Origin of the sequence: Acetobacter cerevisiae, assembly GCF_001580535.1 — a bacterium.
Lineage (GTDB): Bacteria > Pseudomonadota > Alphaproteobacteria > Acetobacterales > Acetobacteraceae > Acetobacter > Acetobacter cerevisiae.
This window is the reverse complement of record NZ_LHZA01000118.1, coordinates 1-21779: the sequence shown is the minus strand read 5'-3', so window position 1 is coordinate 21779 and position 21779 is coordinate 1. Positions and strand designations below refer to the sequence as shown.

The following is a 21779-nucleotide window of genomic DNA, read 5'->3' as shown; positions in this document are numbered from 1 at the left end:
GTGGAGGCGGCGGCTGGGGCCGTGGTGGCTGGTGGGGCGGCCCCGGTTGGGGTGGCTGGGGTTATCCTGGCTATGGCTGGGGCCCCGGTTATGGCTGGGGCTACGGTGTCTGGGGCAGTCCTTACTGGGGCGGCGGCTGGGGCTGGGGCGCACCCTTTGCGTTCGGTTCCGTGTTAGGGCTCGCTGTCGGCGCTGCGGTCGCATCGTCTGCCGAGGAGAGCTATCAGGCCCCGCAGACCATGTATGCCCCTCCATCCTACTACGCACAGCCAACAGAGCCCCCTGTAGCGCAGGGAGGCTATCCTACCTACGGGCAGCCGGCTTATTACGGTAATGCCCCTCAGGCGGGCGCACAGGCCCCACAGCAGGGCTCTGATGTGGTGCATTGCAGCGCAGGGCGGTTCTTCAACTCTCTGACGGAAAGCTGCGACAAACGCTGACCCCGACCTCTGACTGATAAAAGGCCGCTCTGGATGGAAACATCTGGGGCGGCCTTTCTTTTATTGCGGCTGCATTCTGGTTTACGCTCTCACGCAGAAAAATGATTTGTCTGAGTGGGGTGAAGGTGTCTGGCTGTTTCGAAAAAACGTGGTTCCACAAAATTATCCGTCCTGCCCGCAGAGGCCTTCTGGCAGGTCTGCTGGCCGGAAGCGCACTCTCCGTGGCGCAGGCTGCTGAGCCGGATCCGTTCCAGATTTTTGCGCCGCTTAGTTATCCGCAGTCGGTCAATCTCTATCATTCCGGCAATGGCGCTCCCGGCCCGATGGCCTGGAAAAATCGGGCCGATTACAACATCCATGTGCATGTTGACCCTGCGACCCACACGCTGTCCGGCAGTGAAACACTGACCTACACCAACAATAGCCCCGAGAGCCTTTCCACACTCTGGCTGCAACTGGATCAGAATATCTATCAGCAAGGCTCACGCGGCGCTTATGCTGCGCCTCAGCGGCTTCAGGATCATACGGACGGGCTGATTATCGAGGCCGTGGCGCTGAGTGCGGATGGCAAGGAAACACCTCTTACGCCGCTTGTCTCAGACACACGCATGCAGGTGCCCTTGCCGCAGGCTCTGCCGGGGAAGGGCGGGCACCTTACCCTGAAAGTTTCATGGCATTACACCATTCCGGGGGAGTGGGGCGGGCGCACCGCCTTCAGCCAGAATCAGGATGGCGAGATGTATGAAATCGCCCAGTTTTACCCCAGGATGGCGGTGTATGATGACCAGCGTGGCTGGGATACGGCCCCGTATCTGGGGCAGGAATTCTACCTGGATTATGGGGATTTTGATTACAGCGTGACTGTGCCCAAAGGCTTTCTGGTGGCAGGCAGTGGCGCGCTGACAAACCCGGATGCCGTGCTGAGCGCGCAGGAAAAAGCGCGGCTGGCACAGGCTGCCACCAGTGAAACCCGCATCATGATCCGCACGCCGGAAGATGTGCAGGCCATTGTGCATCAGCCACAAACTGAGACGCAGACCTGGCAGTTCCATATGGCCAATACACGGGATATTGCGTTTGTAGCGTCTCCCACGCTGCTCTGGGATGCGGCCCGGCTCAATCTGCCTGCGCTGGAGGGGAGTGATGCCAAAAATCCTGCTCCGCGTCTCGCTATGTCCGTTTACCCCGCAGAGGCTGCGGAGAAATGGGACCGTTCAACAGAGTATGTGAAGCACGCCATCGAATATTTTTCCGGCAAATGGTTTCCGTATCCCTGGCCAAACGCGATTAATGTCGGCGGCCATGGTGCGGCCATGGAGTATCCGGGCATTGTGTTTGATGGCAAGGAGGATGCCGGCGCAGAGCTGTTCTGGGTGACAACGCATGAGCTGGGCCACGGCTGGTTCCCCATGATTGTCGGCTCCAATGAGCGCCGCAATGCGTTCATGGATGAAGGCTTCAATACCTTTATTGACGTCTATGCTTCCGACCACTTCAACCATGGGGAATTTGCCCCCAAGCATGACGTGGAGTTTGCACCCCAGACCGGCCACCCGGCGGATGATATTGTGCCTGTGCTGAAAGATCAGGCCGCACCGGTTCTGATGACACCGGCTGATCTTATTTCTGAAAAATACCGCCATAGCGTGACGTATTTTAAGGGCGCTTATGGCCTCCAATTATTGCGGGAGCAGATTCTTGGGGCAGACCGGTTTGACCGCGCGTTCCAGCACTACATTGCGCTCTGGGCCTTCCGCCATCCTACACCGTCTGACTTCTTCCGCGTGATGGAAAGCGAAGCCGGAGAGGATCTCTCATGGTTCTGGCGCGGCTGGTATTTCAAGAACTGGGGGCCAGACTATCGCCTGAAATCCGTCTCTTATGTGAACGGAAACCCGGTACAGGGGGCACGGGTACAGGTTGAAAACAAGGGCTGGCTGCCTCTGCCTGTCGTGCTGGCCATTACGTGGATGGACGGGAGTTCTGCCCGTCTCACCATTCCTACGGAAACCTGGTCTCAGCGGAACACGGTCACGCTCCAGATTCCGGGCAAGTTAGCCATCCGGTCTGCTGTGCTGGACCCGGACCATATGATCCCGGATCTGAACCGGTCGGATAACAGCTTTACGGTTAAGCTCACGGCCGCTCATCCCGCGGCATCGTCTGCGGCTCCCGCTCCAATCGTGCAGGGTGCCCCTGCACCCTAACAAACAGACAGAGCAGGGGCATCCAGCAGCGCGTCAGTCGCGGGATGGAATGGATGCCCCTTCCAGATTCAGAAGCCAGCGTTTGTCATCCACGCCACCGTCACCGGAATATCCACCCAGCCCATTCTGTGAGACCACCCGGTGGCAGGGGATCAGAATGGGGATGGGGTTCCGACCGACGGCCTGCCCGACAGACCGCGCACTTCCGCCCACTTCCTTCGCCAGAGCCTGATAGGTTGTGACGGTGCCCACAGGGATGGCGCACAGAGCGTTCCACACCCGTTTCTGGTAGTCCGTGCCGAACATTGGCTCCAGCGGGAAAGGAAAGGGGCCAGCGGCCTTCGGTTCATCAAACCATCTATCCAGCCAGTCCCGTGCGGCGCAGAGCATGGGCGTTTCTGTCTGGTCACGTCCCCAGCCCCAGTCGAGCGAGATGATCTTGCCCTCTTCTTCTGTCAGGGTCAGCGGCCCGATGGGGGAGTGGAGTGAAAGCTGTGGCATGGTCGTCGTCCGTCATTGTCTGGTCTGTGATGAGGTCGCAGTATGCGCGGCAGTCTGAGGCTTGTCATGTGAAGAAAGAGGCCACAAAAAGCCGGCGCAAAGCGTGGATGTATTTTTAGCTTACGTCTGAGGGCCGAACTGTTTTAGAAAGCCCCTGCATTCTCCTCAGAGGCGGCCTGATAGCCAAGGCGCGCCCGAGAGGAACAGCGCAAACGGTGTGCGCCCACGCCAGACAAAACCAGAGTTTCAGAACAGCCTTGGCCTTTTACAGATCATGCAGGAAGGGAAAAACCACCGTGGCCTATCAGGGTGAAGAGACGATTTTTGCATTATCCACGGGGCTGGGGCGGGCTGCTATTGCCGTTATGCGGGTGAGTGGTGCCGGGAGTGAGGCCCTGTTGCAGCGCCTGATAGGCAAACTCCCCGGCGTACGACGGGCCGCTTTACGGCGTGTGTGGCAGGATGCAACCACGCAGGATAACTTGCTGGATGAAGCGCTGGTTCTCTGGTTTCCCGGCCCGCATAGCTACACGGGTGAGGATGGGTTTGAACTCCATCTGCATGCAGGCCCGGCGGTCATCAAAGCCGTGGCAGGGGCTCTGGTAGAAGGGGGTGCGCGCCCGGCAGAGGCTGGAGAGTTCACGCGTCGCGCCTTTATGAACGGACGGATGGATCTGGTTGAAGCCGAAGGCATTTCAGATCTGGTTGAGGCGGAAACAGAAAGCCAGCGTAAACTGGCTCTGGCGCAGACCGATGGCGCATTGAGCCGCCTTTATCAGAACTGGGCGGATCGGCTGAAACGTGTTTTGGCGCATCAGGAAGCGCTGATTGATTTCCCGGATGAAGATCTGCCACCGGAAGTTGAGCGGGGGCTTCTGGACGAAATTCACAGTCTTATCGCCGCTATGCAGACGCATATTCAGGAAGGTGACCGTGGGGAGCGTATCCGGCGAGGGGTAGTATTCGCTATTACCGGGCCTCCCAATGCAGGTAAATCCAGCCTTTTAAACTGGCTGGCAGACCGGGATGCGGCTATTGTTTCCCCCATGGCAGGCACAACGCGGGATGCCATTGAAATCAGCGGTATTCTGGCGGGTGTCCGCGTGACATTTGTGGATACAGCAGGCCTGCGTGAGACCGAGGATGCTATTGAGGCAGAGGGCGTAAAGCGGGCATTGTTTCACGTGAAACAGGCCGACTGTGTGTTGCAGATGTTTGCCGCAGGAGATGAACCGCAGGACGTATTCCCTGCAAGCGTACTCATAGGCAATAAAATGGACCTTGGGGCTGTGCCGCAAGAGGTGCAGGGGTATCCGGTTATGGCGGTTAGCCTTGAAACAGGGCGGGGGCTGGACCAGCTTAAAGCCTTGCTGGAGCAGAAGGTGGAGGCGCTGACGGCATCGTCCGCATCCGGCGCGCCACTTCTGACCCGTGCCCGGCATAAGGCTGGGGTAAAAGAAGCCTGTGCGTGTCTGGAGGCCGCTTTGCAGCAGGAGTGGCCGGAAATGCGTGGGGAAGAATTACGGCTCGCTATGCGGGCTTTAGGGCGGCTGACAGGGCATGTTGGGGTGGAAGACCTGCTGGATGCTGTGTTCGGCCAGTTTTGTATCGGAAAGTAAGGGTAAGGCGGCAGGATTATGGACCGTTCGTATGATGTGATCGTGGTGGGCGGTGGCCATGCCGGGTGTGAGGCCGCTGCGGCTGCCGCCCGGTGTGGGGCGCGCACGCTCCTGCTGACGCATCGCAAAGACACTGTTGGAGCAATGTCCTGCAACCCGGCGATTGGCGGGATTGGGAAAGGGCATCTGGTGCGTGAAATTGACGCGCTGGATGGCCTGATGGGGCGCGCGGCAGATCGGGCAGGAATTCACTTCAAACTGCTTAATCGCTCCAAAGGGCCTGCTGTGCAGGGGCCTCGGGCACAAGCTGACCGGTTCCTCTACAAACAGGCAGTGCAAGACCTGCTGGCTGAAACGCCTAACCTGATCTGTAAGGAAGGGGCCGTCACAGACCTGCTCTGCACGGATGCTGGCGATGTGCAGGGTGTTGTGTGTGAAGATGGTACAGAATGGCACGCCGGTGCAGTTGTTCTGACGACTGGAACCTTTCTGGATGGCGTTATTCATATTGGGCATAAAAGCCAGCCAGCGGGGCGCGTGGGAGAGCAACCTGCGGTTGCGTTGGCAAAGCGCTTGAAAAATCTTGAGCTGGCGATGGGGCGGCTCAAAACGGGCACGCCTCCGCGCTTATTAAGAAATAGCATAAATTGGGAAATTCTGGCGGAAGATAAGGGGGATGTATCCCCCGAGCCCTTTAGTCGTCTGACGACCACCATTACAAACCCGCAAATGGTCTGCGGCATTACGGCTACAACGCAAAAAACCCATGATATTATCAGGGAATCTCTTCATCTCTCTGCTGTTTATGGTGGAGCAATTTCAGGGCGCGGCCCGCGTTATTGCCCGTCTATTGAAGATAAAGTTGTGCGCTTTGCAGAGAAAGCCAGCCACCAGATTTTTCTGGAACCTGAAGCTCTGCCTGAGCATGAAGGCGGCCATCTGATTTACCCCAATGGCATTTCTACCAGCTTGCCAGCGGATGTGCAGGAAGCCATGATTCGCTCCATGCCCGGGCTAGAGCAGGCCGTCATCGTGCAGCCCGGTTATGCCGTCGAATATGATTATGTGGACCCGCGAGAACTGACGGCGTCTCTTGAGCTGAAAAAATGTCCAAACCTGTTTCTGGCCGGGCAGATTAACGGCACGACTGGCTATGAAGAAGCCGGGGCACAGGGGCTTCTTGCTGGTGTTAATGCTGCCCGGCGTGCCGCAGGGCAGGGGGCTGTCAGCCTTGATCGTGGGAAGGCCTATATCGGCGTGATGGTGGATGACCTCACCACACAGGGTGTGAGTGAGCCCTATCGGATGTTTACGTCCCGTGCAGAATACCGGCTGACTCTGCGGGCCGATAATGCCGATATGCGTTTGACTGAACTCGGGATTGAGTGGGGCTGTGTTGGTGCGGAACGCCGCGCTGTTTTTGAAAAAGATTGTGCAGAAATCAGGGAAATTACAGAGCATGCTGAGCAGGAAAGCTGGCAGCCGCAGGCTTTGGCTCAGGCTGGACTGAAGGTGGCGCAGGATGGCCGGCGCAGAACGTTGCTGGAAATTCTGGGCTATGGTCTGGAAGATGCAGTGCTTGAAAAACTGGCCCCATGGTATTTGAATGCTCCGGCGCGGGCTAGGCATTATGTGACGACGCAGGCCCGCTATAAGGGCTATCTTGTCCGGCAGCAGCGCGAAATTCGCCAGCTTGAGGCGGAAGCTGAAATCCGCTTTCCCAAGGATATGGATTTCAACGCAATCGGGGGATTAAGTGCGGAAATGAAGGAACGGCTTGAACGCGCCAAACCCGAAAATTTTGGGTCCGCGCAAAGAATCCCCGGCGTGACGCCATCGGCACTGGTGGCGGTTCTGGCGCATGTCAGGCAGAGGACGGCGGCCCGATGATCGATCTGCCCGAAACGCTGCATGTTTCACGTGAAACACAGCAGCAGCTGGAAGTGTTTGTTGCCCTGCTGGAAAAATGGAACCCGCGGATCAATCTGGTGTCCTCGCGAGATATTGCCAGTGTATGGGAACGGCATGTGTTGGATAGTCTCCAGCTTGCCCCGCTGGTGGCAGGGCAGGGGCGGTTTATTGATATGGGGTCAGGCGGGGGCTTCCCTGGTGTGATTGTTGCAATCGCGACGGGTGTGCCCGGAACGCTGATTGAGTCGGATCAGCGCAAAGCGGCCTTCCTGCGGGAAGCGGCCCGTGTCACACAGGCCCCAATCAAGGTGCTGGCCGAGCGGATTGAGCAGGTAGACCTTGCCCCGGCACCCGCTGTCACGGCGCGGGCACTGGCTTCTTTGAGCAAGCTGCTGGACTGGACAGCCCCCTTGCTGGAAAAAGAGGGGAAAGCCTTCTTTCTCAAAGGTCAGCACGCGGATGAAGAGTTGACCGAAGCCCGACGCAACTGGCACATGAATGTGCGTATCCACCGCAGCATAACAAGCCATGATGGTGTGATTCTTGAAGTGAGCAATCTTGAACGTGTCTAAGTCTGACAAAAAAACAAAAACGTGCCGTATTCTGGCTATTGCAAACCAGAAAGGTGGGGTTGGGAAAACAACCACGGCCATTAATGTTGCCGCCGCTCTGGCTGAAGACGGTACACGGGTCGTGCTGCTTGATATGGACCCGCAGGGTAATGCCTCCACAGGGCTGGGCGTTGGGTATGATGCCCGGCAGGGTGGGGCCTACGCCCTCCTGATGCACGAAAAGCCTGCCGCTGACCTTTTGCAGCCGACCGAGATCGACGGCCTGTCCGTTATCGCAGCAAATACCGAACTGGTCGGGGCTGAGATTGAACTTGTCGATGCAGATGAGCGTGAAACGCGCCTGCGCGATGCTTTGGCCCCGCTGGCAGAGAGTGTGGATTATATCATTATCGATTGTCCCCCCAGTCTCAGCCTGCTGACCCTGAATGCTCTGGTCGCAGCTGATGGTGTTCTGGCCCCGTTGCAGTGTGAGTTCTTCGCGCTGGAAGGGCTCGGGCATCTGGTGAAGACGATTGATCGTGTCAGAAAAAAACTTAACCCCACGCTAAAAATCGCGGGTATTGTGCTGACAATGTATGACAGACGAAATAATCTGTCTGAGCTTGTCGCAGCGGATGCCCGGAGCTTTTTTGGCGATGATGTGCTGGAAACCATTATTCCCAGAAACATCCGTATTTCTGAAGCACAGAGCCATGGTCAGCCGGTTATGACCTATGACCCACGGGCCAGCGGCGCCGCGTCTTACCGGGCTTTGGCGGCGGAAATTAAGAGGAGAGCATCATAGGCATGTCTCAGCGTAAATCTGCTGCCCGCCCTAAACTCGGCCGGGGCCTTGCTGCCCTGCTAGGAGACGTTGCTGCCCCCGTAGCGGCTGCGTCTTCTGGTTCTGCTCAGCCTGTTGCTGGAGGTGCAGCGGCGCCTGTCAGTTCTTTGTCTGTGGACGTTCTTGTTCCTGGGCCATTTCAGCCTCGGCAGGATATGGAGCCCGGTGCTCTGGAAGAACTGGCTGAGTCTATCCGGGCGCGGGGTATTTTACAGCCTATTCTGGTCCGGCCTGATCCGGGCAAAAAAGGGCAATATCAGATTATCGCCGGGGAACGACGCTGGCGCGCGGCACAGCTGGCTCAATGCCACACAGTGCCGGTGCATGTGCGGGATCTGGATGAAGTTGACGCTATGGCTGCGGCCTTGGTGGAAAACCTCCAGCGTGCTGACCTGAACCCCATTGAAGAGGCCGACGGCTTTAGCCGCCTGATGGAAGATTATAGCCTGACGCAGGACGAGCTTGCCAAAGCTATTGGTAAGTCCCGCCCGCATGTTGCAAACACCATGAGGCTGCTGCGCTTGCCGGAAAGTGTGCGGAAGGCTGTGGGGGCAGGGGCTCTGTCCGCGGGGCATGCACGCGCACTTCTGGCGCATCCTGACCCGATTGCAGCGGCGAAAGAGGTCATTGAGAAAGGCCTTTCCGTAAGACAGACGGAAAGCCTTGTGCAGAAAGCTCTGGAAAACAAAGGCAAAGAGAAGCCTGCTCCAGCCAAAAAAATAGCAGACCCTGAAATTGCTGCGTTGGAGCGCGATCTGGGAACGCGGCTGGGGCTGAAAGTCCAGGTCCATTTTGACGGGCGGAAAGGTGGCTCTTTGCAAATCCACTATAAAAGTCTTGATCAGCTGGATGATGTGCTGGCTCGTTTAAAAAGCTGAATTTTCAGACTTGTCTTAAAGGAAAGTGGATGATAGAAAGCATCCACTTCAGTTCATAGAACTGTAAGGGCGCATAGCTCAGTTGGTAGAGCAGCTGACTCTTAATCAGCGGGTCCAAGGTTCGAGCCCTTGTGCGCCCACCAATCTTTTCAAAGATTTAGGTGGTTTTAAATTCCGGGAATTAACTTCCCGGCAATTCTCCGGAATCATTCGAATGATAGTGCTGTGCCACCAAAAGCATGGCTTTTTATCATTATTAAGAAAAGCATTCCCCGGTTTTCTTCCCTTATTAGAAGAACTTTCTACCGTTTTCCTATTTTTTCAGTCCCAAGTTTCTTGCATATCGAGCGGCTACCGTCGTCCGAGAGGACGATACGCATGCAAGTCCTGCCCTTTTAAACCGTCCTGCTTATCAAGAGCTTGGGGCATTGAGCCCTCATAGAAAAAGCCCAGACACCGCCAAGGCGTCTGGGCTTCCATCGAAACAGAAAGTTTAAAAACTTAGAGCTTATCAATTCCGCTCTTCACGGCGTCTTTTGCATCGCCAGCGGTCTTCTGCACTTTCCCCTTCAGGTTTTGTGCTGCGCCTTCGGCTTCAAGGCGTTCGTTGTCCGTCAGTTTTCCGGTTTCTTCTTTAACCTTGCCGGCAACCTGATTAGCAACGCCTGCCACTTTATCTTTCATGGAGCTCATTTCGATATCCTCCCTTTGTCTGAAAAACAAACGCTGGATACTTAGCCTGGTTCCGAAAGCAGGCATAAAAAGTTTCGGGGAGGGCCGGGCAAGGCACATTTATCCACTCCCATTCAAAAGAGACGGTTCTGTAGCCTCCTGTGAGTTTGCCTCCAACCGAAACGGTTGCATGGACAGTCACAAAAACGTGCTATAAATTTTTTGTCATGATTTTTTCGTTCAAATTTAAACCCTCTGTTTTTTCTCTTGCTGCTCTTATCGTGTCTTTCTCCCACGGTTCACATGCCTTTGCGCAGGGAGCTGCCGCACGGAATGGGAACTACGCTGCTTCAGCCCGCAGCATGGCCTCGGTTTCAACCACTCTGGATAGTGTTGTGGGGAGCCGGCCTTCCCGTATTGCCCAGCAATTTGAAGAGGCTTCTGAAACACTCATCATTCAGCCCAATGGCGTGGTCCTGAACAAGCACGGACAGGTCATAACGCCGGGGTGCCCGGCTGTGCCGATTATGGCGGCGAGGCAGCATAACCCGGGTGGTGCCCCGGCCGAGCCGCAACTTAAGGATACATCCGGCAATAAGGTGACACAGCAGAAGCCTGAGTCTGTCCGTCTTGGTCTGGTACAGGCCCATGCAGGAGGCTCTTTGCAGAAGCAGGTTCTGATGGACGCCTCCTTTGCGCCCTCAGGTGTCTATGTCGCGCCACGAGCCTGCCAGCTGGGCGCAGCACCAGACGCCGCACAGCTCCGCAATGCTGCGGGCTCTCTGGCCACAGCAGATGGCAACCTCTTTGCCCTGGCGGGGAACCGTGAGGGCATTGCACAGGCGACACAAGGGCATGCGGACGGCGCCGATATTATTCTGGAAGCCGGAGTGACTGGACAATGAAGGGCCTGCACAAAAGCCTCTGTTTGGGCTCTGTGTGCGTTATGGCGCTGCAGGGCGGTCATGTAGCTCAGGCAGCCTCTTCACGCGCTACAGCGGCATCCTCGCGGCCTGTGCCCCAAATCTGGATGAATTCCAAACTTCCGGACTCTGCGGCAACGCCTAAGCTCCCAACGGGGCAGGAAGACGCATCAACCCATCAGGAGCAAAGCCCTTCTTCCAGTCTTTCGGATAAACCTTTGATTCCAGCTTTGCGCGGGCTTGTGTTTGAGGCTTCAGGCAGCAATGCACCGCAGACGCAGACGCAGACGCAGACGCAGACGCAGATGCAGACGCACGCTATTCAGGTAAACGGCTTGCCGCTTCTGGAAACCAAAGAGTTTCGGAAAAAGCTTGAGCCGTATCTGGATAAGTCTGCCAGCGCCCGCACCTTTTATGACATTGCCCAGCAGGTGACTGCGCAGTTCAGAGAGAAAGGGCATCCGTTTCTCACAGCCTTTGTGCCCCCGCAGCGTGTGCGTGATGGTATTCTCCATATTAGCGTGGAGGAATATCGTCTTGGCCAGATTACGGTGAGTGGAAACCGATGGTTTTCAGATCGCATTATTCGGAACGCCAGTAGCCTGCATCCTAAAGATACGCTTGCTTTGCAGAACCTGCAGGCTGACCTGGCATGGATAAACGGAAACCCGTTTCGCACGGTTGATATGATTTATCACCCTGGACAAAAAGCGGGTACGACGGACGTGGATTTGCAGGTCTCCGATCGTTTTCCTGTTTACGTGTTCGGCTCTTTTAACAATCAGGCAGACCCGACATTGGGGCGCGTTAACTGGAGCCTGGGGGCAACCTGGGGGAATGCGTTTGGTATTGACCATACGCTGTCCTATCAGTTTACCCGCAGTCTGACGGGCCGCTACAACATGCACCTTGGGAGTTGGGAAATTCCATTGCCATGGCGCGATAAATTGCTGGTCTATGGCACCTACAGCACGTCTGCCCAGGCTGCCGACTGGCCCATCCGAAACTCCGGTATCTCCGGGCAGGCCTCAGTGCGGTATATTCATCAACTCCCCCATCTGGCTGTTTCGTCCGATGTCGGGCTGGATACGATGCTACAGGCCGGGTTTGACTGGAAAACAACCAACAGTGACCAGTTTTACGTTGCATCGCCCATCATGCTGGGGAATGCGGATACAGACCAGTTTGCCCTGGGTGCGGATATAACGGAGAATGACCATTATGGTCAGACGCATCTGTTGAACGAAGCCTATTACGGCCCGGGTGGACTAACGCATTATGATACGCGCAGGAGTTATCAGACAATTTTCCAGTCTGCTAAACCTGATTATGTTTATGATCGCGTGCAGATTACCCGGACAACAAACCTGCCCTATGGGTTTTCCTCTGTAACAATTGCGTCTGCGCAGGCCACAACCCATAATCTGCTTTATAGTGAGCAGCTTGAATCTGGCGGTATTGGCACCGTGCGGGGATACTATGTGAATACCGCTCTGGGCAGCCGGGGCGAGCAGCTGAGCGAGGAAATCAAGCTTCCTTCATTTTCTCTTAGTAAGCAGCTGGGGATTGGGAAAAATTTCGCGGATACAGAAACGCTTGGTGGGTTTTATGACTGGGGACAAACCTGGAACAAGAAGCTCTCGCAAACCAGCAGTAATAAAACCGGCCTGGCAAGTCTTGGGATTGATCTGAATACGAAAATCAACAGGCTGGTTAACATTGTTTTTGATACGGGATGGCGGCTGCGTCCTGCTCCCGATTCAGGAAAAAAAGGCGCGTTCTGTGACTTCAATATTGTAGTGGGGTTATGATAAGCGATGTCTTCTCAAGGTGATCTCTTCAATACGCGTGAAGACAAGCCATTGCCTCCCGTTGCGCCTGAGCTTTGGGGGAAACTTGCACGATCAGCATTTCGCAGAAAATTCCATCTTAATGCAGAGGATTTATCGTATCTTCAGGAAAAAACTCTGCCGGTTGTGCTGGAGCATGGCGCCGATTTTATTACAAAGCGACTGGCTCCGGCGCATCCGGCTCGGGATGGTAAACAAACGCCTTGGAAGGGACATCCTGTTTTTGTTGCACAGCATGCCACGGGCACATGCTGCCGTTCATGCCTTGAAAAATGGCATAATTTTTCAAAAGGTTTACAATTAACAGATCTTCAGAAGCGTTATGTTCTGGCGGTTATTGCAGGATGGCTTGAGCACGAACTGGATACAGAGCAAAAGCGGGCCGCTGAGCAAAACTGTTACCCGGAACAGACAAAGAAGGATACTGGATCATAAGTCTGATCACCTGCATCCTGCACAATAATTTTTAAAAAGAGTAAAGTCCTTCAAAATCCTCAGGAGGCTTTGGGCGGCTGAACTTTCCTGTCCATCAGCAAGGCTGTCACGGCGTTTTTAAACGGCGTAAACGTGTCTGCAAGGCGGAGACCGGCCTGGCGAAGTTGCCGGAACGGCGCGCCATCATGCGTATAAAGCGTGGCGATGCTATTGGTGCCCGCAAAGAGCGGCGCCGTGATCATGCGGTGCTGGCGTTCAAAACGGCGTAGAGCGTGCACGTTTCCGGCATCCCCTGTTTCTGCAAAAGCCTTGCCCACTTCTGTTGCTAGTGTTTCCTGCCCGCGCAGGCCGAGGTTGAAGCCATGCGCGGTAATCGGGTGCATACCTACAGCAGCATCACCGACCAGCGCCAGACGGCGTGCCGTAAAGCGGTGCGCATATACACCCTTCAGCGGATAGGCGTGGCGGGTGCTCACGAGGCGCATCTGGCCCAGACGATTGCCAATACGCTGCATGATTTCCTGATTAAAGGCATCGCGCGGCATATCCAGCAGGCGCTGAATGTCTTCAGGTGGCAGGGTCAGCACCAGCGAGGATGCCATCCCATTCACCGGCAGCAGGGCGACTGTCTGGCCTTCATCAAACCATTGCGTTGCGATGTTGTGGTGCGGAGACTCATGTGCCATCCGGCACACCAGCATACTGCGTTTGAAGTCATGAATAATCGCACCAATCCCCGCACGACGACGCGTGGGAGAGAAGCGGCCATCGGCGCCGACCACAAGTTGAGCCGCCGTCTGGCCGTGTGAGTGGTGGACAACAGCCTGCGTCGGGTTCTGCCGCACGGTTTCGACAGATGTGGAGCCGAGCAGCGTAATACGCGGACGTTCCGAGACCGCCGCAAACAGCGCACGTCGGATATGGTTGTTGGATACCAGCCAGCCGAGCGCATCCACCCCACGGTCGTTTGTATCAAAGCGCAGTGGGTGCGGAAACTTGCCGGTTTCTACACGAGCTTCCCGAAGCGGGCAGATAGCCGTTTCGGGAATGTAGTCCCATGCCCCATTACTTTGGAGAGTATGCACGGCATGATGGGTCAGGGCGATTTCCCGCCCGTCAAAGGAGGGTTCAGCCCAGACTGTGCGCGGTGCGCGTTCCAGCACCGTGACAGACAGACCAGCACTCTCCAGAGAAAGCGCTGTGGCCAGCCCGACAGGCCCGCCTCCGATAATGGCAACATCTGTCTGTGTCGGTGTGGTCATGGCCTTAGGTCCTGTCTGCGGCAAACTGAACGGGCTTGCCAGTCCATGATGCAGTAAACTCAGCCGGGTCTGGCCGTTTGGGAGCGTGCTGTTCGCCTTCCGGCGTGCCGATAAACAGGAAGCCAGCCAGCCGGTGCGGAGCGGGCAGGCCCAGTTCTGCTGCCAGAACGGGATCGTCCACCACATCGCCAGAGACCCACACACCGCCAAAGCCTGTGGCGTGCAGGGCGTTCAGCACGTTCATGGCGGCAGCGGCAACAGCCATTTCCTGCTCCCACAACGGAATTTTATGATCCGGACGCAGGTGCATGCCGAGTGCGAGAATAAGCGGCATGGTGGAAAAACGTTTGCGACGCTTTTCAATTTTAAACTCAGGAGCTTCGGCATCCATCCGCTTCATGCTGGCGACAATGCGTTCAGCCAGAACAGGCCGCGCTTCATCCCGGATCACCACATACCGCCACGGACGCAGCTTACCATGGTCTGGTGCCCGCATGGCAGCGGCCAGAATTTCGGAAAGCTGAGCGTCTGACGGCGCGGGTTCTGCCAGATGGTCTGTGGAAGCGCGGGTCAGAAGCATGTCCATGGGTGTCATGATCGAAGGTCCTGTTTCAAAAAACTGAAGAGAGAAGCCTGCTCAGACAGGGAAGGGCGGCAGGGGCTGCCCACCAAGAAGATGCAAGTGGAAATGCGGCACTTCCTGCCCGCTATTTTCACCGGCGTTGGTAATCACCCGGTAGCCGCTTTCATCCAGCCCAAGTTCGGAGGCAATTTGTCCAGCGGCTTTCATGACGCCGGCAATCTCATCCTCGGAAGCTGTTTTCGTGAAATCTATAAAAGAGACATAAGGTTTTTTTGGAATGATCAGAATATGTACAGCGGCTTTGGGCGCAATGTCCTGAAAGGCCAGAACCCATTCATTTTCAAAAACCTTTTTGCACGGAATATCTCCGCGCAGGATTTTGGCAAAAATGTTCTCCGGGTTGTAAGGCCCTGTTCCTTTAACAGCCATAACTTATCCCTTTTTCGACAAAATTTCTTTAGGACGAGAGGCTTTTTCCGCAATCCCACTTGTGCCTTCCCGGCGGCGCAGTTCTGCCCAGACTTCTTCTGGTGTCACACCGGCATCAACCCACAAAACAATAAGGTGGTAAAGCACATCAGCACTTTCCCCAACCAGAAGATCCTTGCGGCCAGCAACGGCTTCAATCAGGCACTCAACAGCTTCTTCACCAAACTTCTGGGCAATCTTGTAGGTGCCACGGGAGAGCAGGCGGGCAGAGTGGCTCAGGCAGGGGTCTGTGCCCTTGCGGCTCTGCACAACCGTGTAAAGCCGGTCCAGAACGGTCTCATCCGCAGACTGGGAGAGTTTATCTTCCAGAACCTCTTTGGCTTTTTCGGTCTTTTTGGCCACAGCCTCTTTTTTTACACTGCTTTTGGGCGTGGCTTTTGACTGAGTTTTCGGAGTTGCTTTGGCGGTAGCCTTCGTGCTGGCTTTTTTGGTCATGTGCGTGACTTTGCCTGAAAAGGTGAGGGATTGGGGCGTACGGGCAGACCGGCTTTGGCCAGCGCGGTTTTAACCTGAGACACAGTAAACTGGCCAAAGTGGAAGACGCTGGCAGCCAGAAGCCCGGTAGCTCCAGCCTCGGCACCTTCTACAAAATGCTTCAGTTCGCCCACGCCGCCAGAGGCGACAATCGGGAGCCTGACGGCCTGTGTTGCGGCTTTCAGCAAGGACAGATCAAAACCTGAGCGTGTGCCGTCCCGGTCCATGGAGGTCAGCAGAATTTCGCCTGCTCCACGTTCCGCCACTTCCCTGCACCAGTCAATAACGTCACGCCCCGTAGGGGTGCGGCCACCGTGCGTATAAACTTCCCACTTGCCGTCCGTGGTTTGCCGGGCGTCGACACCAACAACCACACACTGGCTGCCAAACTTCTGTGCAGCTTCATTAATCAGGTCCGGGCGGGAAACGGCTGCCGAATTCATGGCGCATTTATCGGCCCCGGCCAGCAGCAGGCGGCGCATGTCATCCGTCGTGCGCACACCGCCACCGACTGTCAGCGGCAGGAAAATCCGTTCTGCCGTGCGGCTGACAACATCCAGAATGGTGTCACGGTTTTCATGGCTGGCGGTGATATCCAGAAAGGTCAGTTCATCAGCGCCTGCGGCGTCATATAGAGCAGCCTGCTCGACAGGATCTCCGGCATCGCGCAACTCAACAAAGTTCACGCCTTTCACAACGCGACCATTCTTGACGTCCAGGCAGGGGATAACGCGGAGTTTCAGCATCAGGCGAGAACCTTCAGAGCCTCAGCCGGAGAGACCCGGCCATCATACAACGCCCGGCCTACAATAACGCCTTCAATGCCCGGTGCATCATCCGCCGCTTTCCGCAGAGCCGCCAGATGCTCCAGATTACCTACACCGCCACTGGCGATAACCGGCACGGAAACCGTGTTGGCAAGTGTTACGGTTTGCTCAATGTCGAGGCCGTCCAGCATACCATCACGGCTGATTTCCGTGAAAATAATAGAAGCCACACCCGCTTCCTGCATCCGCAGGGCGAGTTCGGTTGCCTGCATGTCAGACACTTCGGCCCAGCCTTCGGTGGCGACATGGCCGGAGCGGGCATCAATCCCCGCCACAATCCGACCGGGGAAGGCACGGCAGGCTTCCTTGACCAGCGCCGGGTTTTTTACGGCCACGGAGCCGAGAATAACGCGGGTCACGCCAGCTTCCAGCCAGGAGGAAATGGCCTTCATATCCCGCAGGCCGCCGCCCAGCTGCATGGGCACCGTGGCGGCGTTCAGAATGGCCTGCACCGCCGGAGCGTTGGCGGACTGGCCTGCAAAGGCACCGTTCAGGTCAACCGCGTGCAGCCATTTGAACCCGGCATCACACCATGCCCGGGCCTGTGCTGCCGGGTCATCCGAATAGACGGTAGCATCATCCATTTCCCCACGGCGCAGGCGCACACAGGCTCCGTCCTTCAGATCAATGGCCGGGTAGAGAGTGAGCGGGCGGGAGGAGGCAGGAGAAGATGCAATCATGTCCGGTGTTTCAACCTGAGGGGAGAAGGAAGGCTCCACGGGGGCAGAGCGCACGGTATCAAGAAGTTTGGTGAAGAACAGCCCACTCACGGTCTGGTCTCCCATTCGCGCAAAGTGCGGGTGCGTGCCCCAGTGCTGGAAGCCCGCTTTCTGGAACAGATTGATGGCTGCTGTCTGTGTGTCCGGCACATCCATGTTCATCACACGGAAGCCCATGCTGCGGGCGGCATTTTCCACCTCATGCAGCAGGGCAGAGCCAAGGCCGCGATTACGGGCGTAGGGTGCGACAAACAGGTGCATCAGGGTGATGCACATGGCCTGACATTCATTATTGCGCGGAGCCCGGACAAGCTGGGCACAGCCGACAATCTCACCCTTCAGACGCACCACAAACAGCATGCGCTCGGGTACCAGAAGCAGCCCTTTGAAGTAGCGCTCCAGAACCTGCCGGCCCTGAGGCTGCACCCAGCCAAAGCCACCACCATCCAGAATGGCGGCGTCGGCGGCTTCACACAGGGCCTGAAGGTCATCTTCCGTCAGGGACAAAACGCGCTGGACGAGTTTACTCTTAGACATCGCAAAGGGTTTCCGGGGTCCAGGCCAGGAAATTAGCCAGAATCTGCAAGCCGACAGTCTGGCTTTTCTCAACGTGGAACTGCGTGCCTGCCACATTCCCATTGCACACAATGGCAGGAACGGGGCCGCCATAGTCTGTGGTGGCAATCAGGGTTTCCGGCTTTGTGTTTCTCAGCGCGTAGGAATGCACAAAATAGCCATGCGGTGCGGCGCCGAGCCCCTCTGTAAGCGGGTGAGGGTGACTGAAGTTCAGCTCATTCCAGCCCATTTGCGGCATACGCAGGCCGGGGGCATCCATGGGAGCAATCTCGCCCGCAATCCAGCCAAAGCCTTCTGTAGTGCCGTGTTCCAGTCCACGCTCGGCCATGAGCTGCATGCCGACGCATATTCCCAGAAAAGGCGTGCCGGACCGGGTTGCGGTGAGAATGGCGTCTTTCAGACCTGGGATGGACTCGAGCCCGCGGGCACAGTCCGCAAAGGCTCCCTGACCCGGCAGAATGATGCGGTCCGCAGCGCGGACATCAGCAGGGGAATTGGTGATGCTGACAGTGGCCGCAATGCCCGAAAGCTCTGCCGCGCGGGCTGCCGCGCGGGCTGCAGAGGCCAGATTGCCGCCTTCATAGTCAACAACGGCGATAGAGAGAGACTGGGTCATGGGACCTCGCACTTCTGGTTCGTATCAGGAACCGGTTTTCCCCGATGCCTGAGCAGAATGAGGTTCGGGGAAGAAAACTGTCGACGAGACTTATAGCACACCCTTGGTGGAGGGAATGCTGCCCTGCGCCCGTGGGTCTGGTTCCACGGCCATACGGAGGGCGCGTGCTAACGCCTTGAACGCGGCTTCGGCAATATGGTGGCAGTTCTTGCCGGCTTTTTGTGTCAGATGCAGGGTCAGCATGCCGGACATGGCAAAGGCGCGGAAGAATTCTTCCACCAGTTCCGTATCCAGCTCACCAATACGGTCACGGTCAAACGTGGCGTCCCATGCCAGAAACGGGCGGCCGGAAAGGTCGACGACCGCTTCACACAGGGCTTCATCCAGCGGGACCAGCGCATGGCCAAACCGGCGCACGCCGCGCTTGTCACCCAGCGCCTGCCGCAGGGCCTGGCCGATCGCAATACCGGTATCTTCCACCGTATGGTGGCCATCAATATGCAGGTCGCCCTTCACGATAACGGTCAGATCCAGCAGGCCATGCTTGGCCAGTGCTGTCAGCATATGGTCAAAAAAACCAATGCCCGTATCAATGTTGGCCTGTCCTGATCCATCCAGATCAAGAGTGACGGCAATATCGGTTTCGCTGGTAACGCGATGAAGGGTGGCTTGGCGTGCTGTGCTCATGGTGGGGTGCTTTATAACGGAAGACGCGCCCCGATACCATCAGGCACGGGGCGGGAAGTGGGAAAGATCGTCAGCTTTTCGGAACATTCCGGTCCAGTTCCGCAAGCCACAAGGTGGCATTGCCATCGGAGGGTGCACGCCAGTCCCCGCGCGGGGACAGGCTGCCGCCCGCCATTACCTTCGGGCCGTTGGGCATCGCGGAGCGTTTGAACTGGCTGGTGCCAAAAAAGCGACGCAGGAAGATGCGCAGCCAGTGGCGGATGGTTGGCAGATCATACGCCTTACGGTCCTGCTCTAAAAAGCCGGGAGGCCAGTTGCCAACGGACGCATCGCGCCAGACCTGTTCGGCCATGAAGGCAATGTGGGAGGGCGTAAAGCCGTAGCGCAGGACGTAAAACAAGGTGAAGTCATGCAGCGCATAGGGGCCGATAATGTCTTCCGTGCTTTGCGATCCGTTTTCTCCCACAGGCACCAGTTCCGGCGAGATTTCTGTCGCCAGAATGGTGGAAAGCAGAGGTGTGACGTCAGGCGAGAAGTGGCCGGAGGCAATGGCCCAGCGGATAATGTGCTGGATGAGTGTTTTGGGCAGACCGGCATTCACATTGTAATGCGCCATCTGGTCCCCCACGCCATAGGTGCACCAGCCCAGCGCCAGCTCGGAGAGATCGCCGGTGCCAATCACCATCCCCTGATGCTGGTTGGCCAGACGGAACAGAAAGTCTGTGCGCAGGCCTGCCTGCACGTTCTCAAACGTGATGTCATGCACAGGTTCGCCCTGCGCAAACGGGTGCTTGATTTCGCGTAACATGAGCGAGGCAGCGGGGCGGATATCCAGCACCTCATTCCCGGTGCCGAGGGCGGCCATGAGGGCCTGTGCGCTGGCCAGCGTTTTCTCCGTCGTGCCAAAGCCGGGCATGGTGTAGCCCAGCACAGCGCTGCGGGGCCAGCCCAGTTCATCCGCAGCCCGCACGGCTACCAGGAGGGCCTGTGTAGAGTCCAGACCGCCGGAAATACCAATGACCATCCGTTTGACGCCACTCGTACGGAGCCGTTGCTTGAGGGCGGAGACTTGAATGGTAAAGGCCTCAAAGCAATCTTGTGCCAGTCGGTCTGCATCATTGGGCACAAAGGGGAAGCGGGAAAGCGGGCGACGCAGGCCTATGTCTGCCATAGGGGGCGTGAGCGTGCAGCGGATGCGTCGCCACGCAGGAGCATGGGCCTGCATGGCACTGGCGTTGGCGGCAAATGTGCCCATCCGCAGGCGTTCTTGCCGGAGTAGGGTGAGGTCAATATCCGCGATCACATGCTGAGAGCCGGAGGGGAAGCGTTCGCTCTGGGCCAGCACCTCACCATTTTCAAAAATGGCGATCTGTCCGTCCCACGCGACGTCGTTGGTAGATTCGCCTTCTCCGGCAGCGGCATAAAGATAAGCTGCCACACAGCGGGCGGACTGCGCACGGCAGAGCAGGGTGCGGGTTTCGGCTTTGCCCACAGTAATGTCACTGGCGGAAGGGTTGGCCAGAATGGTGGCGCCAGCGAGGGCGGCCAGTGTGCCGGGCGGTGCAGGCACCCAGAGATCTTCACACAGTTCGAGCGCAAGGCAGAAGCCGGGCACGTCTTCCGCTTCAAACAGCAGATCGGTCCCGAATGGGATATCGGCTCTGTTCAACCGTAACGTCTGGCCTTGTGTGGTTACGCCGGGGGTGAAATGCCGCGCTTCATAAAACTCGCGGTAGTTGGGCGGGTAGCTTTTTGGAACAATGCCCAGAATCGTGCCGCGATGGATGACGACGGCGCAATTATAAAGAGCATTGTCATGCCGGAGGGGGGCGCCCACTACCAGAATGGGCAGCAGGTCGGTAGATGCCGCGGCCAGATCAGCAATCGCCTGTTCGACGGCGTTGAGCAAGGCTTCCTGCTGGCGGAGGTCGTCAATGGCGTAGCCGGACAGTCCCAGTTCCGGGAATACGCACAGCACGGTGCCATCCTGCCCGCAGGTCTGGGCGGCTTCCAGCGTGCGTTGCGCGTTCGTGGCCGGGTCCGCCAGAGCAACGGGAACGGTGCAGGCCGCAACACGGGCAAAGCCCTGATGATACAGCGCGTGAAATGCGGAAGCCGACAACGCGTTCCATCCTTTATGCTGATGGGAAAGAGAGCTCAGACCATGATTGCAGAGAAGTGGACCCGCGCCAACACAAGGACTTTCCGGGCTTCTGTAGCCCTTTGCGCTGAGGGTCCGGGAGGCCGTTCAAAATAAACGAAAAAAATATAAAAAACCCTCTTGCGCGTTTTGCCGAATCCCCTTAGAAGGAGGCCATCCAATGCGGGCGTAGCTCAGGGGTAGAGCACAACCTTGCCAAGGTTGGGGTCGTGGGTTCGAATCCCATCGCCCGCTCCAAGGTTTTAGCGGTTTTTGACCAACCGCCCATCTTGGACTGGAACGCAAATAGCACGCACAATTAAGTTTTCGCGGATCGAACGGGTTGTAGCCCGATCGATATCGTCAATGGCCTGACGGGCCTAACTTAAGGCGTGTCGTCAGTTAAGCCCTGAGTGTGGCACGTGAGGGTTGTACTTTGTGTCTGCGTGTGCTGACTGTTTTCCCGTTTTTTGGAGGAGACAGACGGATGCGGCGCTATAGGCTCAGGACCTATTAATTTATTGAACTGAGCGAGACGTTGTGATTCACAGGCTTACCAATGGAGGTGAGGCTGT

The 21779-nt window shown here is 57.0% G+C and carries 20 protein-coding genes, 2 tRNA genes and 1 pseudogene; 12 read left to right on the top strand and 11 right to left on the bottom strand.

Annotated features, from left to right (window positions below; all coding sequences use genetic code 11):
• Window positions 1-440: pseudogene (locus AD928_RS14950) on the top strand (hypothetical protein); the annotation flags it as partial.
• 125 nt (window positions 441-565) lie between these two features.
• The gene (locus tag AD928_RS03560) at window positions 566-2647 is read left to right on the top strand and encodes a M1 family metallopeptidase (RefSeq protein ID WP_373320581.1); all 2082 of its coding nucleotides are present in this window, start codon (window positions 566-568) and stop codon (window positions 2645-2647) included.
• Between the two features lie 33 nt (window positions 2648-2680).
• Here AD928_RS03560 and AD928_RS03555 read toward each other — a convergent pair whose 3' ends face one another.
• Window positions 2681-3148, bottom strand: coding sequence for a methylated-DNA--[protein]-cysteine S-methyltransferase (locus AD928_RS03555; RefSeq protein WP_062248325.1), 468 nt, complete (start codon window positions 3146-3148; stop codon window positions 2681-2683).
• 296 nt (window positions 3149-3444) lie between these two features.
• Between AD928_RS03555 and mnmE the strand changes: the two genes are divergently transcribed.
• The 6 genes from mnmE to AD928_RS03525 all read left to right on the top strand — a co-directional run bounded on the left by mnmE (window position 3445) and on the right by AD928_RS03525 (window position 9094).
• Window positions 3445-4767: a tRNA uridine-5-carboxymethylaminomethyl(34) synthesis GTPase MnmE gene (mnmE, locus tag AD928_RS03550; protein WP_062248323.1), complete on the top strand. Its 1323-nt coding sequence runs from the start codon at window positions 3445-3447 to the stop codon at window positions 4765-4767.
• An 18-nt stretch (window positions 4768-4785) separates the two neighbouring features.
• Complete coding sequence (mnmG, locus tag AD928_RS03545) at window positions 4786-6657, top strand: tRNA uridine-5-carboxymethylaminomethyl(34) synthesis enzyme MnmG (protein ID WP_062248321.1); 1872 nt, start codon at window positions 4786-4788, stop codon at window positions 6655-6657.
• Complete coding sequence (rsmG, locus tag AD928_RS03540) at window positions 6654-7250, top strand: 16S rRNA (guanine(527)-N(7))-methyltransferase RsmG (RefSeq protein ID WP_062248320.1); 597 nt, start codon at window positions 6654-6656, stop codon at window positions 7248-7250. The genes mnmG and rsmG overlap by 4 nt, the downstream gene beginning before the upstream one ends.
• Entirely contained in the window at window positions 7243-8034 is a 792-nt protein-coding gene (locus tag AD928_RS03535; protein ID WP_062248318.1) for a ParA family protein, read from the top strand. Before rsmG ends, AD928_RS03535 begins: the two co-directional genes overlap by 8 nt.
• Window positions 8028-8951 (top strand): ParB/RepB/Spo0J family partition protein, encoded by a 924-nt coding sequence (locus tag AD928_RS03530; RefSeq protein ID WP_209436653.1) that lies wholly within the window; start codon window positions 8028-8030, stop codon window positions 8949-8951. Before AD928_RS03535 ends, AD928_RS03530 begins: the two co-directional genes overlap by 7 nt.
• 67 nt (window positions 8952-9018) lie before the next feature.
• Window positions 9019-9094 (top strand) — tRNA-Lys (locus AD928_RS03525).
• A gap of 358 nt (window positions 9095-9452) precedes the next feature.
• Here AD928_RS03525 and AD928_RS03520 read toward each other — a convergent pair.
• On the bottom strand, window positions 9453-9710 hold the full coding sequence (locus tag AD928_RS03520; protein WP_233419924.1) for a CsbD family protein: 258 nt from the start codon (window positions 9708-9710) through the stop codon (window positions 9453-9455).
• A gap of 194 nt (window positions 9711-9904) precedes the next feature.
• On the opposite strand from AD928_RS03520, the gene AD928_RS03515 reads away from it, so the two are divergent.
• The 3 genes from AD928_RS03515 to AD928_RS03505 all read left to right on the top strand — a co-directional run bounded on the left by AD928_RS03515 (window position 9905) and on the right by AD928_RS03505 (window position 12831).
• The gene (locus AD928_RS03515) at window positions 9905-10528 is read left to right on the top strand and encodes a hypothetical protein (RefSeq protein WP_156470081.1); all 624 of its coding nucleotides are present in this window, start codon (window positions 9905-9907) and stop codon (window positions 10526-10528) included.
• Between the two features lie 125 nt (window positions 10529-10653).
• Window positions 10654-12357, top strand: a complete 1704-nt coding sequence (locus AD928_RS03510) for a ShlB/FhaC/HecB family hemolysin secretion/activation protein (protein WP_167347344.1) — start codon at window positions 10654-10656, stop codon at window positions 12355-12357.
• Window positions 12358-12363: 6 nt separating this feature from the next.
• Window positions 12364-12831 carry a DUF4186 domain-containing protein gene (locus AD928_RS03505; protein ID WP_062248308.1) on the top strand — a complete coding sequence of 156 codons (468 nt, stop codon included), beginning with the start codon at window positions 12364-12366 and terminating at the stop codon, window positions 12829-12831.
• Window positions 12832-12890: 59 nt separating this feature from the next.
• Here the strand turns inward: AD928_RS03505 and ubiM are convergent, their stop codons facing one another.
• From ubiM to AD928_RS03460, 9 genes are all read right to left on the bottom strand, one after another.
• Window positions 12891-14093, bottom strand: a complete 1203-nt coding sequence (gene ubiM, locus AD928_RS03500) for a 5-demethoxyubiquinol-8 5-hydroxylase UbiM (protein ID WP_062248306.1) — start codon at window positions 14091-14093, stop codon at window positions 12891-12893.
• A gap of 4 nt (window positions 14094-14097) precedes the next feature.
• Window positions 14098-14688: a nitroreductase family protein gene (locus tag AD928_RS03495; RefSeq protein ID WP_062141240.1), complete on the bottom strand. Its 591-nt coding sequence runs from the start codon at window positions 14686-14688 to the stop codon at window positions 14098-14100.
• A 42-nt stretch (window positions 14689-14730) separates the two neighbouring features.
• The gene (locus tag AD928_RS03490; protein ID WP_061507653.1) at window positions 14731-15105 is read right to left on the bottom strand and encodes a histidine triad nucleotide-binding protein; all 375 of its coding nucleotides are present in this window, start codon (window positions 15103-15105) and stop codon (window positions 14731-14733) included.
• A 3-nt stretch (window positions 15106-15108) separates the two neighbouring features.
• The gene (locus AD928_RS03485) at window positions 15109-15600 is read right to left on the bottom strand and encodes a phosphoribosyl-ATP diphosphatase (protein ID WP_062248304.1); all 492 of its coding nucleotides are present in this window, start codon (window positions 15598-15600) and stop codon (window positions 15109-15111) included.
• Window positions 15597-16385: an imidazole glycerol phosphate synthase subunit HisF gene (gene hisF, locus AD928_RS03480; RefSeq protein ID WP_062248302.1), complete on the bottom strand. Its 789-nt coding sequence runs from the start codon at window positions 16383-16385 to the stop codon at window positions 15597-15599. The genes AD928_RS03485 and hisF overlap by 4 nt, the downstream gene beginning before the upstream one ends.
• Complete coding sequence (hisA, locus tag AD928_RS03475) at window positions 16385-17722, bottom strand: 1-(5-phosphoribosyl)-5-[(5-phosphoribosylamino)methylideneamino]imidazole-4-carboxamide isomerase (protein ID WP_062141242.1); 1338 nt, start codon at window positions 17720-17722, stop codon at window positions 16385-16387. The genes hisF and hisA overlap by 1 nt, the downstream gene beginning before the upstream one ends.
• Window positions 17715-18377: an imidazole glycerol phosphate synthase subunit HisH gene (gene hisH, locus AD928_RS03470; protein ID WP_062248299.1), complete on the bottom strand. Its 663-nt coding sequence runs from the start codon at window positions 18375-18377 to the stop codon at window positions 17715-17717. The genes hisA and hisH overlap by 8 nt, the downstream gene beginning before the upstream one ends.
• Window positions 18378-18467: 90 nt before the next feature.
• A complete protein-coding gene (hisB, locus tag AD928_RS03465) occupies window positions 18468-19064 on the bottom strand; it encodes an imidazoleglycerol-phosphate dehydratase HisB (RefSeq protein ID WP_043550343.1) in 597 nt (198 codons plus the stop codon).
• A gap of 70 nt (window positions 19065-19134) precedes the next feature.
• On the bottom strand, window positions 19135-21186 hold the full coding sequence (locus tag AD928_RS03460) for an NAD(+) synthase (RefSeq protein ID WP_062248297.1): 2052 nt from the start codon (window positions 21184-21186) through the stop codon (window positions 19135-19137).
• A 201-nt stretch (window positions 21187-21387) separates the two neighbouring features.
• Here AD928_RS03460 and AD928_RS03455 point away from each other — a divergent pair.
• Window positions 21388-21462, top strand: a tRNA-Gly gene (locus AD928_RS03455).
• Window positions 21463-21779 lie beyond the last annotated feature (317 nt).

Coding starts and splice junctions, on each gene's coding strand:
- AD928_RS03555 (WP_062248325.1), bottom strand. CDS start 3,148: ATGCCACAGCTTTCACTCCACTCCCCCATCGGGCCGCTGACCCTGACA.
- mnmG (WP_062248321.1), top strand. CDS start 4,786: ATGGACCGTTCGTATGATGTGATCGTGGTGGGCGGTGGCCATGCCGGG.
- rsmG (WP_062248320.1), top strand. CDS start 6,654: ATGATCGATCTGCCCGAAACGCTGCATGTTTCACGTGAAACACAGCAG.
- AD928_RS03520 (WP_233419924.1), bottom strand. CDS start 9,710: ATGCCTGCTTTCGGAACCAGGCTAAGTATCCAGCGTTTGTTTTTCAGA.
- AD928_RS03510 (WP_167347344.1), top strand. CDS start 10,654: ATGAATTCCAAACTTCCGGACTCTGCGGCAACGCCTAAGCTCCCAACG.
- AD928_RS03505 (WP_062248308.1), top strand. CDS start 12,364: ATGTCTTCTCAAGGTGATCTCTTCAATACGCGTGAAGACAAGCCATTG.
- ubiM (WP_062248306.1), bottom strand. CDS start 14,093: ATGACCACACCGACACAGACAGATGTTGCCATTATCGGAGGCGGGCCT.
- AD928_RS03495 (WP_062141240.1), bottom strand. CDS start 14,688: ATGACACCCATGGACATGCTTCTGACCCGCGCTTCCACAGACCATCTG.
- AD928_RS03490 (WP_061507653.1), bottom strand. CDS start 15,105: ATGGCTGTTAAAGGAACAGGGCCTTACAACCCGGAGAACATTTTTGCC.
- AD928_RS03485 (WP_062248304.1), bottom strand. CDS start 15,600: ATGACCAAAAAAGCCAGCACGAAGGCTACCGCCAAAGCAACTCCGAAA.
- hisF (WP_062248302.1), bottom strand. CDS start 16,385: ATGCTGAAACTCCGCGTTATCCCCTGCCTGGACGTCAAGAATGGTCGC.
- hisA (WP_062141242.1), bottom strand. CDS start 17,722: ATGTCTAAGAGTAAACTCGTCCAGCGCGTTTTGTCCCTGACGGAAGAT.
- hisH (WP_062248299.1), bottom strand. CDS start 18,377: ATGACCCAGTCTCTCTCTATCGCCGTTGTTGACTATGAAGGCGGCAAT.
- hisB (WP_043550343.1), bottom strand. CDS start 19,064: ATGAGCACAGCACGCCAAGCCACCCTTCATCGCGTTACCAGCGAAACC.